Origin of the sequence: Massilia orientalis (genome assembly GCF_030411975.2) — a bacterium.
Lineage (GTDB): Bacteria > Pseudomonadota > Gammaproteobacteria > Burkholderiales > Burkholderiaceae_D > Telluria > Telluria orientalis.
The window spans coordinates 476,660-489,203 of the sequence record NZ_JASNRB020000002.1 but is presented as its reverse complement, the minus strand read 5'-3'; the positions used below and the strand labels follow the sequence as shown (position 1 = coordinate 489,203).

Sequence of the window (12,544 nt, the reverse complement as noted above, 5' to 3'; positions counted from 1 at the left end):
TCGTGTCCTCGCTGGTTTAGTGTTTGCGCAGCTGCCTCAGGCCCAGCGCCACGCCCGCCGCGCCGATGCCGGCCAGCAGCCACGCGCGGTGCGTCGTCGCCCACAGCTGCAGGCTGCGGGTACTCGCGCCGTCGTCGAAGGTGCCGTGCGCGGCGTACGGTCCGGGCACGGGCCGCCACAGGTTGTCGGGCCGGTCGGCCGGGATGGCACGCGGACCCTGCTGGCCGGCCACGCCCTTGCGGGCCAGGTACCGGTCGAGCAGGCGCGGGACGAACTTCTCCGCCATCACGGTGGACAAGGTCGGCGCGCCCACGCAGAGCTCGGCCCGGCGCGCATGGGCCGCCCAATAGATGGCGCGTGCGGCGACTTCGGGCTGGTAATACGTGCCGATCGGCTTGGGATGGTGCGTCAACGTGGTCTTGCACCACTCGAATTGCGGCGTGTTCACGCCCGGCATGTCGACGACGGCGATGTGGATATCGCTCCGTTCATGCTCGAGTTCCGTGCGGATCGATTGGGTAAAACCCTTGATCGCGTGCTTGGCCCCGCAATAGGGCGATTGCAGGGGAATCGAGCGGTACGCGAGGGCCGAGCTGACCTGCACGATGGTGCCCCGGTTGCGGGGCCGCATGCGTTTCAGCGCGGCCATCGTGCCCCACACGAAGCCGTGATAAGTGACGTCGGTGACGCGCCGAAAGTCTTCTGGGGAAATATCGGCGAACGGCGCGAACACGGTCGCCATCGCATTGTTGATCCAGATGTCGATGGGGCCCAGTTCGGTCTCGGCCCGCCCGGCGGCGGCCTCGACCTGGCCATGGTCGGCCATGTCGGCCGGGATGGCGATGGCTTGCGGCGAGCCGAGCCGTTCAGCTTCCGCGCGCGCCGCTTCCAGGCGTTCCGGGTCGCGCGCGATCAGCGCGATGCGGGCGCCGGCGCGGGCGAACTGCTGTACCGCGGCACGGCCGATCCCCGCGCTGGCGCCCGTGACGACGACGACTTCATGGCGTGCTTCCGGCATAACCGAGGCCCTCCGGTGGTGCGATGAATGGCCAGCTTAGCACCAAGCGTCGATGAGCCTCGTCACGTTATGTTTGTGAAAATGTTCTTGAACAGATGCACATACTATCGGGTTGCCGGACGGCTGAGCAACGTCACGGCAACACCTTTCAGGCCGGCACCATCGGCGCGCACCGTGATCGTGCCGCCGGCACCGGCCCGGGGCCGCACGATGCCCAGCACGAGGCCGTTGAACGCGGCCCTGTCCCTGGCCTGGAACGATTCGAAGCTCGTCGCGTCGCCGTTGTCGGTGGCGACGAGGTCCGCCGGCCCCTCGACGGTGAAGCGCACGCGGTCGTGCGCGCGCGGCGCGGGCAGGCCATCCTTGTCGACGATGCGCACGGTGACGAAGGCGAGATCGCGCCCGTCGCTGGCGAGCGCCGTGCGGTCCGCCTGCGCCTGCAGCGCGGCCGGGGCGCTGGCGGTTTTCACGGTGTCCCGTGCCCACTCCTTGCCGTTCTTGTACGCGACGACCGTGATCTCGCCCGGCTCGTACTTCACGGCATCCCAGCGCAGGCGGTAGGCGGTCGGCCCCTTCTTCTGGCGGCCCTGGGACTTGCCGTTGACGAACAGCTCGGCCTCGTCGCCCGACGTGAACACGTGCACGGGCGTAACCTGGCCCACGCGCTCCGGCCACGTCCAGTGCGGAAGCACGTGGACCATCGGCAGGTCCGGGCGCCAGCGCGACTGGTACAGGTAATAGCGGTCCTTGGGGAAGCCGGCCAGGTCGACGATGCCCGAGTACGAGCTGCGCGCGCCGTAATAAGGCGTCGGTTCGCCCAGGTAGTCGAAACCGGTCCAGACGAATTCGCCGGCCACGTACGGGTTGCGGTCGAGCGAGGCGAACACCTTGTCGGCGGACGCGCCGAAATCGACGGCGTACAGCTCGTAGCCGCTGACCTGCTGGCTGTGGGAGTCGCCGCCCCGGCCGTCGCGGACGATGGAGCTGTTCGACGGATGCACGGGGAACAGATACACGCCGCGGCTGCTGAACGCCGACGCGGATTCCGTGCTGAGGATCATCTTGTCCGGGAATTTCGCATGGAACAGCGGGTACTGCGGGGGCGTGCGGATCCGGTCGGTGCCTTCGAATTCCGGATCCTGGCGGATGCCTTCGCCCTGGTAGTTCAGGCCGATGACGTCGACCTCCGCGGGCAGCGGCATGTCCGACTTGGCGTAGTTCATCGCGGTCGTCGTCGGCCGGGTCGGATCTTCCTCGTGGGCGATCCGGTGCAACTCGTGCGCCACGGCGGCGCCGGCCTTGTCGGTGTACTGCTCGCCGACCTCGTTGCCGATGCTCCAGATGATGATGGACGGGTGGTTGCGGTCGCGCCGGATCATCGCGCGCAGGTCCTGCTCGTGCCAGTCGGGGAAGATCAGGTGGAAGTCCAGCGGCGTCTTCTTGCGTTCCCACGAATCGAATACTTCGTCCATCACGAGGAAGCCCATGCGGTCCGCCAGGTCCAGCAGCTGCGGGTCGGGCGGGTTGTGGCTCAGGCGGACGGCGTTGGCGCCCATCGCGCGCATGATCTCCAGCTGGCGCTCGGCCGCGCGCACGTTGAACGCGGCGCCCAGCGCGCCCAGGTCGTGGTGGTTGTTCACGCCGCGCAGGGGGATGTGCTCGCCGTTGACGAGGAGTCCTCGATCGGGATCGAAACGCACGGTGCGGATGCCGAACGGCGTCTCGGTGCGGTCGACGACACGGCCGTCCTGGCGTACGGTCGCCACCAGCGCGTAGCGGTGCGGCGTCTGCGTCGGTGGCGGGCCCCACAGGCGCGGCTTGCTCACGGTCGTCGCGCCGCTGACCGTGCCGCTCGTGCCGGCGGCGACCGTCGCCGGCGCCGAGACGGCCGTGGCGACGGGCTTGCCCGCGATGCGTCCGCGGTCGTCCAATATATACAGTTCCGTCGTCACCGTCGCGCTGGCCGGCGTGCCGCCCTCGTTGTCGACGGCGACCTGCCACGCCACGCGCGCCGATTCGGCCGACACTTCCGGCGTCGTCACGGTCACGCCCCACTGGCCCACGTGCACGGGCGCCGTCTTCGTCAGCCACACGTTGCGGTACAGGCCCGCGCCCGGGTACCAGCGCGCGGATTCCGGCGGGTTGTCGAGGCGGATCGCGAGCTGGTTCGCACCGCCCGGCTGCAGCCACGGCGTCAGGTCGATGCGGAACGAGTTGTAGCCATAGGGCCAGCCGCCCGCGAGGTGGCCGTTGACCCACACGCTCGCGTACGACATGGCGCCGTCGACGTCGAGGAAGATCTTCCTGCCGCGGTCGGCGGCGGGAATGTCCAGCTTGCGCCGGTACCAGGCCGGGCCCCACGTCTTGAGGCGGCCCATGCCGCCGTACGGGCCCGTCGTCAGGAACGGGCCCTCGATGGCCCAGTCGTGCGGCAGGGTGACGGGGCGCCAGCTGCCGTCGTCGAACGCGAGCTTCGCGAACGGTGCGTCGACGGCCGGTTCCGTCGCGGGACGCTGGTAGCGGCGGGCCGGATCGCGGATGAACGCATTGCCGCTCGGGAGGATCCAGGGCTTCAGCACGGGCGTGTCCGCGCGCGCGACCCGGGCCGCTTCCTCGGGCCGGGCGTCGGCCACCTTGCCGTCCGCCGACGCGGTCACTTCCGGCCGGACGTCGTACAGGTACGGGGCGGAGCCGCCGTCCGGGTCGCCGGCGTGGAAACGCCAGCCATCGTCCAGCAGGATGTGCTGGCGCGGCGCGGCGCTGTCGGCCGCCCGGGCCTGGACGGCGAGCGGTGAAAGGGCGGGCAGCAGGCTCGCCGCGACGGCGATGCCGAGCGTGGATACGAGCCGGCGTGCGGCCTGGCGATGCGTGTCTTGCACAGTCTCCTCCTGGTAGGCAGCTGCGCATTTGTTATAACATCTGAAATGATAGCGCAACCATTCGCAGTGTATGCGTGAAGGACTGAATGGTCAAATGCAAATGATCAATTTCTTGATTGTTTCGCCGGCGGCGCCGCACTACCATGTCGGCCCATGCGCCGCCTCGCCCTCATCCTGACCCTCACCGCCAGCCTCGTTCACGCCCAGCCGTTCGAGCTGCACGACACCACCATCGTCCACGCCGGCCAGCCCACGATGCGGCTCGCGGCCGGCATGCTCGCGCGCGACCTCGAACGCGTGAGCGGCACCGCGCCCGCGCTGGCGACGCGACTGGCGGATTGCCCGCGCCGCTGCGTCGTCGTGGGCACGGCGGATTCGGCGCTCGTGCAGGAGGCCGCGCGGGCGCTGGGCGCGGACCTCGCGCCGCTGGCCGGCCAGTCCGAGCGCTACCTGCGCGTGGCGGGCGAGGCGGACGGCCGTGCTCTGCTGCTCGTGGCGGGATCGGACCGGCGCGGCGCGGTGTACGGCGTCGTCGACCTGTCGCGCGAGCTGGGCGTCTCGGCCTGGGAATGGTGGGCCGACGTCGCGCCGGCGCACGTGGACCGCCCGGCCGTCGACGGCACGCTGCGGCTGTCGCATGCGCCGGCGGTGGCCTACCGCGGCATCTTCATCAACGACGAGGACTGGGGGCTGCAGCCATGGGCGGCCAGGACGTTCGACCCGGCCCACGACATCGGTCCCAAGACCTATGCGCGTGTGTTCGAGCTGCTGTGGCGCCTGAAGGCGAACCTCGTGTGGCCCGCGATGCACGAATCGACGCGGCCGTTCTACACCGTCCCCGGCAATGCGCAGACGGCCGACGATTACGCGATCATCGTCGGCACGTCGCACGCGGAGCCGATGATGCGCAATAACGTGCGCGAATGGAAGAGCGGTCCGTTCGACTGGTTCCGCAACCGCGACCGCCTCGTCGACTACTGGCGCACGCGCATCGACGAAGTCAAGGACATGGAGACGATGACGTCGCTGGGCCTGCGCGGCGTGCACGATTCCGCGATGGAGGGCGCGGCCAGTCCCGAACAGGCGCGCGACACGTTGCAGGACGTGTTCAAGGTCCAGCGCGCGATGCTGGGCGAGGCGCAGGGCAAGCCGCCCGCGGGCATCCCGCAAGCCTTCACGATGTACAAGGAAGTGCTGGATTACTGGAACCTCGGCCTGGCCGTGCCCGACGACGTGACGCTCGTGTGGCCGGACGATAACTACGGCTATCTCGCGCAACTGGGGACGGACAAAGAGGGCCGGCGCGCGGGCGGGCAGGGCATCTATTACCACGTGTCGTACTGGGGCCGGCCGCACGACTACCTGTGGCTCGGCACGACGCATCCATCCCTGATCCGCGACCAGCTGGAGCGCGCGTGGGCGACCGGTGCGCGCCGCCTGTGGGTGCTGAACGTGGGCGACATCAAGCCGGCCGAATACCTCACGCAGTACTTCCTCGACGCGGCGTTCGACGCCGACGTGTTGCGGCAGGACCCCGCGCGCCACCTGGAGGCGTGGGCCGCCACGCAGTTCGGACGCGTTCACGCTGCGGAAACGGCGGCCATCCTGCGCGAGTACTACCGCCTCGCGTGGGAGCGCCGTCCCGAATTCATGGGCTGGAGCCAGACCGAACCCACGCGTCCCGTGCGCACCACGGCCTATGTGCGCACGGGCGGCGACGAAGCGGAGCGGCGGCTCGCGGACTACCGCGCGCTGACGGCGCGGGCCGAAGCGCTGGCCGCGCGCATCCCGGCGCGGCTGCGCGACGCCTTTTTCGAACTGGTGCTGTACCCGGTGCGGTCGAGCGCGAACCTGAACACGCGCATATTGAAACTGGACCTCGCGGCGGAATACGCGCGCCAGCAGCGGCCGTCCAGCAACCTGTACGTGCGCCAGGCGCGGGCGGCGCATGCGGAGCTCGTCGCCGACGCGGCCGCGTACAACGGCCTCGCGGACGGCAAGTGGCGCGGCATCATGGACATCGCGCCGCGCCGCCTGCCCGTGTTCGCGGAGCCCGTGTATCCGACGTGGAGCGTGTCAAGCCGGCGCGGCTGCGGCATCGTCTACCCGGCACCGTTTGCCGTCGACGGCGACCGGCTCGTGCTGCGCCGGGGCCGGCCCGCCACGCGCACGGTGACGTTGGTGAGCTACGGCGGACAGGATGCGCGCTGGTCCGTGCGTGCGGGAACACGCGCCGTGCAGGCGGACCTGGACGGCGGCATGCTGGATGCCGCGCATGGCCACGAACAGCGCATCGTGCTGCGCTACGACGGCGGCGCGGACCCGGCCCTGTCCCTGCAATGCGGAGAGCAGGCCGTGAAGGTGCGCTTCGGGGAAGGCGGCATCGTCGTGCTGCGCGCCGGCAGCGCCGCGGCCACGCGCGACTGGACGCCGCAGCCGGGCCTCGGCACGTCCGGCGGCGCGATGCGCGCGCGGCTCGACCTGCCGTCGCGCGCGCTCGCCGACCTGGCGGCCAGTGCGCCGCTGCAGTATCGTTTCGCGACGGCGGGCGCCGGCGACATGCGGATCAGGCTCGTCGCCGTGCCCGAGCATCCGCTGACGGCGGCGAACCGCGTGCGCTTTGCCGTGAGCCTCGACGGCAAAGCGCCGGAAGTCGTCGACATCACGACCGTGGGCCGCAGCGAGCAATGGAAGGAAGACGTGCTGTCCAACATGGCGGTGCGCACGTGGGGCGTGGGGCGACTGGCGCCGGGCATGCATACGCTGGCGGTGCACGCGCTCGACCCCGGCGTCGTGCTGGACCGGATCGACGTCGTGCCGGACGGCGCGCCGGATGACTATGGCATGCCGCCGGCGGATTGAATGATGCCTGGAATTTTAGGCAAGACTTTCGGAAAATCGCCCATGGAACCGTACCCGTCCAGCATCTAGAATCATCTTCCTGGAGTACCTAAAGTCTGGCACTCCGCACGCAGCAAGGAGGAACGATGTCGCAATCCACGCAACCCGTCTGGTTCATCGCCGACGCCACCACCGGCCTCGCCGCCGCGCTGGCGGAGGCCGTGCTGGCGTCCGGCCAGCATGCCGTCCTCGCGGCGCGCGCGCCGGGGCAGCTGCAGGCCCTCGTCGAGCGCCATCCGGACCGCGCGCTGGCGCTCGCGCTGGACGTGACGGATGCCGCCAGCGTCGACACGGCCGTCGTCGCCGCCGAGCGGCGGTTCGGGCGCATCGACGTGCTGGCGACGAGCGCCGCCCAGCGTTATCCGGGCGCGATCGAGGAAGGCGAGGAGGGCGCCATGCGCGCCCTGTTCGAGGAAAACGTGTTCGGCCCGATCAACCTGGCCCGCCGCGTGCTGCCCGGCATGCGCGCGCGCCGCGCCGGGCATATCGTGATGCTGGCCCGCGCGTCCGTGCAGGCGCCCGCGTTCGAAGGCTTCAGCCATGCCGCGCGCTCCGCGCTGGAAGCATTGGCGGAGGCGCTGTTCTATGAAGTGGAACCGCTCGGCATCGGCGTCACCCTGGTCGATCCGGGCAGCGGCGACGACGCCGACGCGACGGTGCCGCGCGCGGCCGGCATCGCCGACTACGATGGCATGGTGAGCCGCACGGCACTCGGCCGGGGCGCCGCCCAGGTCGACGCCGCGCGCGGTGCGCAGGCCATCATGCAGGCCGTCGCCGCCGGCCGCGGTCCGCTGCGCCTCGTGCTGGGACGGGCGGCGCTGCAGCGTGCGTACGACCGCCTGCGCGTGCTGAAAGTGGGGTTCGATGCGTGGGCGGACCTGGCCGCATCGGCCGACGTCCCGGCACCGGCGCGTCCCGCGCACCCATTGCCGCCGGCCGGCGGCCGGCCGCGCCGGGCCGTGCGTTCACGCGCCTGACGCGACGGGGCGGCCGAGCAGGGCCGGCACGGCGGCGGCGTCCATGGGCCGCGCGAACAGATAGCCCTGGTATTCGTCGCAGCCGAGCGCGCGCAGCAGCGCCAGCTGCTCCTCGGTCTCCACGCCTTCGGCCACGATGCGCATCGAGAGGCCGTGGCCCAGCGCGACGACGGAGCGGACGATGGCCGCGCTGTCGGCGTCGCGCCCGAGGTCGCGCACGAACGCCCGGTCGATTTTCAGGCGCTGCACGGGGAAGCGCTTCAGGTAGGCCAGGCTCGAATAGCCGGTGCCGAAATCGTCGATCGAGAGTTCCACGCCGAGGTCGCGGATGCCGCCCAGCAGGCGCTCGACGACGTCCACGCGGCTCATCGCGATGCTTTCCGTGATCTCCAGTTCGAGCGCGTGCGGCGGCAGGCCCGCGTCGTCCAGCGCGCCGGCGATCACTCTCAACAGGTCTTTCTGGTAGAACTGGCGGATCGACAGGTTCACGGCGACGCGGGTCGCGATGCCGTGCTCGCGCGCCCAGTGGCTCGCCTGCGCGCACGCGGTGCGCAGCACCCACGTCCCGATCGGTACGATCAGGCCCGTCTGCTCGGCGATCGGGATGAAGCGCGCCGGCGACACGGGGCCGAGCACGGGGCTGTTCCAGCGCAGCAGCACCTCGAAGCCGGTGACCTGCCCCGTCGCGATGTCGACCTTCGGCTGGTAGTGCGGCGTCAGTTCGCCGCGCGCCAGCGCATGCCGCAGCTGTTCCTCGATGGTGAGCCGCTCGTCCAGCTGGAGGTGCGTGGACTCGGAATGGAAATGCACCGGTTCGCCGGCGTCGCTGCGGGCGCGGTGCTTGGCGATGTCGGCCAGGCGCATCAACTCGTTGGCGGACGCGGCATCCTGCGGATACGTCGCGATGCCGATCACGGGCGCCAGGTGGAACTCGCGCCCGCCCACGCGCACGGGTTCGGCCAGCAGCGCGTGCAGTTCGAGCGCGACGGCGTCGACGGGGCGGCGGCCCGGCCCCGCCGGCAGCAGCACCGCGAATTCGTTGGCTTTTACGCGTGCGACGCAGAGCGCCGCGGGCGCGAGCCCGTCGAGCCGCGCGGCGACCTGGCGCACGGCGTCGTCGCCCGCTTCGATGCCGAGCAGGTCCGCCACTTCCTGCTGGCGTTCCAGCGCGATCAGCAGCAGGACGATCTGTTCACCCCGCAGCGCGTCCGCCAGCACGCGGCGCAGGTAATTCAGGTTCGGCAAGCCGGTCAGCGGGTCGTGGTCGGCCAGGTAGGCGAGGCGCAATTCGACCTGCTTGCGTTCCGTGATGTCGGTGAGGCTGTTGACGATCTGGACGGCGTCGTCTTCGGCCCTGAGCTGCGCGGCGAGCTGGATCGCGGTGCGGGTGGCGCCGCTGCCGTCGCGGATCTCCGCCTCCAGCGCATGCACGCCGTCGGCCGTGCTGTCCGCATACAGCCTGGCGCGCGCATCGGCGCCGGCCGGGTCGAGCACTTCCGTTTCGAGCCGTCCCGTCACCGCGTCCTCGTTCCGGCCCGTGAACTGCAGGAACGCGCGGTTGAACAGGACGATACGCCGCTTCGCATCGAGCACCCAGAGCGGCGTGGCGAGCGAATCGAGGATGGTATTCAGGTAGCGCGCACCGTCCGCGAGCCGGCGCTCGCTGGCCTGCAGGCGGGCGATCAGCGCGGCCTGGCGCGCCGCCTCGCGGCTCATGCGCCGGGCCAGCATGGCCAGCGTGACCGACAGCAGCGCCCAGGCCAGCACGGCGATCCACAGCCAGCCGCGCCACACGGCCAGCGTGTCGGACAGGTCGCGCCCCGTGACGATCAGCAGGGGGTAGCCGGCGACCGCGCTGTAGCCGTACAGGCGGCTCACGCCGTCGATGGGGCTCGTCGCCTCGAACGCGCCGACGGCCGCGCGCGGCAAATGCGTCTGGAACAGCGGCGTGTGGATGAAGGAGTGGCCGATGGCCTTGGGCAGCGTCGGGCTGCGCACGAGCATCGTGCCGTCGCGCTGGTGCAGCGTGACGGAGCCGCCGTGCCCGAGGTCGGCGGAATCGAAGATGCGCTGGAAGTAGGCGGCGTCCGCCTCGATGACGGCCGGGCCGATGGGCAGCACCCGCGCCAGGGTGATCGTGGCGGGACCGCCGTCCGGCGGCAGCGCGATCCCGATCTTCGGGGCGCCGGACGGGAGCGGGCGGCGCGGCGCGTCCGGCCCGAGCCTGCGCACGCGTGCGGGAATCGCTTCGGGCGCGCCGCCGGGCAAGGCGGCCGCCGTGTCCGTGCCGTCCTGCGGCGCGTGCTCCGCGGCGCGCGCGAGGGCCAGGTCCAGCGCGAGCGTGGCGTAATGGGTCTGGGCGGCGAAGGCCTCCGCCAGGTTGCGCAGGTTCGTCTGCTCGCGTTCGATCGTGTCGTGGTAGCTCGACACCAGCAGGCCGGCGAGCGTCACCGTGAGAGCGACGATCAGCATGGCTGCAGCCGCGAGCGGCCGCGTGTCGCGCGGGGGAGGGGTCGGAGTGGGCACGTTCGTCAATACATTGATGTCGAGCCTGAGTATAAACCGGCGGACGCCCGCCGGGGGGCGCCGATCACCGCCTGGGCAGGCGGATTGCCACGCGCAGGCCGTGCGGCCGTGCATCCTGCAGGTCGACGGTGCCGCCGTGCTGCGCGACGATGTCGCGCACGATCGCCAACCCGAGCCCGCACCCTTCGCCGTGGTCGGTGGCGCGCACGAACCGTTCGAACACGCGGGCGCGGTCCGCTTCCGGGATGCCCGGGCCGTTGTCGGTGACGGTCACGAGGACGTCGCCGCCGTCCGGCGCGACGCGGACCGTGATCTCGCCGCCGCGGCCCGTGTACTTGATCGCGTTGTCGATCACGTTGGTGAGCGCTTCGCGCAGCAGCAGCGCGTTGGCCTCGATGCGCAGCGGCGCGGCGGCGGGCGGCTCGGCGTCGTCCATGCCGAGGTCGACCTGCGCCCGCAGCGCGCGCGGCACGTATTCGGCGACGATCTCCTGGACGAATGCGGGCATGTCCAGCGGCGCCTTGTCGGATGCCGCCGCGGCCTCGGGATCCGCGCGCGCCAGCATCAGCAACTGGTTGATCAGGTGGGCGCCCCGGGTCGCGCTCTGGTCGACCAGTTTCAGCCGCGCGATCAGGGCCGGGTCGTCGGTCGCCGCCATCGCCAGCGCCGTCTGGCTCTTCAGGCCCGCCAGCGGCGTGCGCAGCTGGTGCGCCGCGTCCGCGATGAAGCGTTTTTGCGCGTTCACGTTCTGGCGCACGGACGCGAGCAGGGCGTTCAGCGCGCGGACGAGGGAGTGGACTTCCTGCGGCGCCGATTCGATCCGCAGCGGCGCCAGGTCGAGCGGCGAGCGGCCCTCGACCTCCTTGCGCAGGCGCAGCAGCGGCGCCAGGCCGGCGCCGGTGCCGATCCAGACGATGAGCGTCAGCAGCGGAATCAGCGCGGACAGCGGGAGCAGGGTGTCCATCAGGATCAGCTTGAAGATGTCCTCGCGGTGCGCCATGTTGCGCGCCACCTGCACGAGCATCCATTGCTCCTTGCCTTCCGGCGCGGCGTAAGGGAGATAGAGCGCCGCGATCCTGACCTTGATCGATTCCCGGAGGCCGCGCCCGCCGGCCGGACCGGCGGACCGGATCTCGCCGTCGTAGAAATACGGATCGTTCAGGCGCGGCCGCATGGACGCAGGCGGCATCGGGATGCTGTTGTTGCCGAGGATGAATTCGCCGGGCGGCGTGCTCACCATGTAGAACAGGCGGTCGTTGGGATCCGTCTCGAGCACTTCCTGCGCGGCGCGGGGGAAATCGATCAGCAGGCCGCTGCCGATGGGCTTGACGCGCCGCGCCAGCGCCCGGGTGGCCTGGGACAGGGTCGCGTCGGCCGCCTGGTTGACGTAGCGGACGGCCAGCCGGTACGTGGCGAAGCCGCCCGCGACCCACAATACGAGCTGGGGCAGCAGCACCCAGAGGACCAGCTGGCGGCGCAGGGAGAGCGTGCGGGTTCCCCGTTCAGGCCGGTCGTCCATCGGCGCGCTCGACGGCCAGCAGGTAGCCGAGTCCGCGGACGGTGCGGATCTCGAGGCCCGAACCTTCCAGCTTGCGGCGCAGCCGGTGGATGTGGACTTCCGCCGTGTTGCCCGCGCCGACTTCGGTGCCGTCGCCCGCCCACGCGGTGGCGATCTGCTCCTTCGTGACGACCTTGTCGGCATGGACCAGCAGCAGTTCGAGCAGGGTCGCTTCGCGCGGGCTCAGCTCGACCGGTTCGCCGTGGATGACGGCGCGCCGCGCGGCCCGGTCGAAGTGGAGGCCGGACAGCGCGACGTCGGCGGGCGCCGCCGCCGACGACGACGTGCGTGCGCGCCGCAGGATCGCCCGCAGGCGCGCTTCCAGTTCCGGGAACTCGAACGGCTTCGTCATGTAGTCGTCGGCACCGGCGTTCAGGCCCGCCACGCGGCTGTCGAGCCGGTCGAGGGCCGTCAGGACGAGCACCGGCAGGTCGGGCCGGGTCGCGCGCAGGTTCTTCAATACCGTCAGGCCGTCGACCATGGGCAGGCCGAGGTCGATGATGGCGATATCGAAGTTCTGCCGGGAGAGCAGGTATTCCGCCACCGGGCCGTTCGGCGCGTGTTCGACGGTGAAGCCCGCGGCGTTCAGTTGCGCGGTCAATCCGTTTGCGAGGATGGGGTCGTCTTCGGCGAGTAAAAGTTGCATTTCTTAATATTAACGGATTTGTGGCGGCGTTACCATCGG

At 70.8% G+C, this 12,544-nt stretch carries 7 protein-coding genes; 2 read left to right on the top strand and 5 right to left on the bottom strand.

Annotated features, from left to right (window positions below; translation table 11 throughout):
- Positions 1 to 16 precede the first annotated feature (16 nt).
- Positions 17 to 1,018 (bottom strand): SDR family oxidoreductase, encoded by a 1,002-nt coding sequence (locus tag QPK29_RS04195; RefSeq protein ID WP_371769523.1) that lies wholly within the window; start codon positions 1,016 to 1,018, stop codon positions 17 to 19.
- 104 nt (positions 1,019 to 1,122) lie between these two features.
- Entirely contained in the window at positions 1,123 to 3,897 is a 2,775-nt protein-coding gene (galB, locus tag QPK29_RS04190; protein WP_371769524.1) for a beta-galactosidase GalB, read from the bottom strand.
- Positions 3,898 to 4,050: 153 nt separating this feature from the next.
- Between galB and QPK29_RS04185 the strand changes: the two genes are divergently transcribed.
- Together QPK29_RS04185 and QPK29_RS04180 are read left to right on the top strand one after the other, a co-directional pair.
- A complete protein-coding gene (locus QPK29_RS04185; RefSeq protein WP_371769525.1) occupies positions 4,051 to 6,759 on the top strand; it encodes a glycosyl hydrolase 115 family protein in 2,709 nt (902 codons plus the stop codon).
- A 125-nt stretch (positions 6,760 to 6,884) separates the two neighbouring features.
- Positions 6,885 to 7,775 carry an SDR family NAD(P)-dependent oxidoreductase gene (locus tag QPK29_RS04180; RefSeq protein ID WP_160409934.1) on the top strand — a complete coding sequence of 297 codons (891 nt, stop codon included), beginning with the start codon at positions 6,885 to 6,887 and terminating at the stop codon, positions 7,773 to 7,775.
- Here the strand turns inward: QPK29_RS04180 and QPK29_RS04175 are convergent.
- The 3 genes from QPK29_RS04175 to QPK29_RS04165 form a co-directional block, all read right to left on the bottom strand.
- Positions 7,764 to 10,301 carry a bifunctional diguanylate cyclase/phosphodiesterase gene (locus QPK29_RS04175; RefSeq protein WP_371769526.1) on the bottom strand — a complete coding sequence of 846 codons (2,538 nt, stop codon included), beginning with the start codon at positions 10,299 to 10,301 and terminating at the stop codon, positions 7,764 to 7,766. The genes QPK29_RS04180 and QPK29_RS04175 overlap by 12 nt on opposite strands.
- A 64-nt stretch (positions 10,302 to 10,365) precedes the next feature.
- A complete protein-coding gene (locus tag QPK29_RS04170; protein ID WP_056128837.1) occupies positions 10,366 to 11,820 on the bottom strand; it encodes a sensor histidine kinase in 1,455 nt (484 codons plus the stop codon).
- A complete protein-coding gene (locus QPK29_RS04165) occupies positions 11,804 to 12,505 on the bottom strand; it encodes a response regulator transcription factor (RefSeq protein WP_371769527.1) in 702 nt (233 codons plus the stop codon). The genes QPK29_RS04170 and QPK29_RS04165 overlap by 17 nt, the downstream gene beginning before the upstream one ends.
- Positions 12,506 to 12,544: the final 39 nt, after the last annotated feature.

What these genes read in the sequence shown, in the direction of transcription:
- QPK29_RS04195 (WP_371769523.1), bottom strand. Translation starts at nt 1,018, where the DNA reads ATGCCGGAAGCACGCCATGAAGTCGTCGTCGTCACGGGCGCCAGCGCG.
- QPK29_RS04180 (WP_160409934.1), top strand. Translation starts at nt 6,885, where the DNA reads ATGTCGCAATCCACGCAACCCGTCTGGTTCATCGCCGACGCCACCACC.
- QPK29_RS04170 (WP_056128837.1), bottom strand. Translation starts at nt 11,820, where the DNA reads ATGGACGACCGGCCTGAACGGGGAACCCGCACGCTCTCCCTGCGCCGC.
- QPK29_RS04165 (WP_371769527.1), bottom strand. Translation starts at nt 12,505, where the DNA reads ATGCAACTTTTACTCGCCGAAGACGACCCCATCCTCGCAAACGGATTG.
- QPK29_RS04185 (WP_371769525.1), top strand. Translation starts at nt 4,051, where the DNA reads ATGCGCCGCCTCGCCCTCATCCTGACCCTCACCGCCAGCCTCGTTCAC.